Source organism: Ottowia cancrivicina (assembly GCF_029813755.1).
GTDB classification, from domain to species: Bacteria; Pseudomonadota; Gammaproteobacteria; order Burkholderiales; family Burkholderiaceae_C; genus Ottowia; species Ottowia massiliensis.
The window spans coordinates 1-377 of record NZ_JARVII010000108.1 but is presented as its reverse complement, the minus strand read 5'-3'; the positions used below and the strand labels follow the sequence as shown (position 1 = coordinate 377).

Sequence of the window (377 nt, the reverse complement as noted above, 5' to 3'; positions counted from 1 at the left end):
GACGATGCGCAACTGGCCGCCGCCGTGGCCGCCATTGCGCAAAAGGCACAAAGTGCAGCAGAAAGCGGCGCGCCGCCTGAAGAAGCGGCCGGGGCGCTGGTGCAAATTCCCGTGCGCTATGACGGCGAAGACTTGGCCGAAGTGGCCGCGCATCTGGGCTTGAGCGCAGCGCAAGTCATCGCCCGCCACACGGCGCAGCCCTGGCAGGTGGCCTTTGCGGGCTTTGCGCCGGGCTTTGCCTATTTGAGCGGGGGCGATGCGGTGTTTGACGTGCCGCGCCGCGCCAGCCCGCGCACGCGCATTCCGCCGGGGGCCGTGGCGCTGGCGGGGCGCTTTTCGGGCGTGTACCCGCGCGCCAGCCCCGGCGGCTGGCAGCT

General features: G+C 71.4%; 1 protein-coding gene. It reads left to right on the top strand.

Annotated features, from left to right (window positions below; all coding sequences use genetic code 11):
* A partial coding sequence (locus QB898_RS13255) for a 5-oxoprolinase subunit B family protein (protein WP_279525325.1) occupies positions 1-377 on the top strand: 377 nt, incomplete at both ends.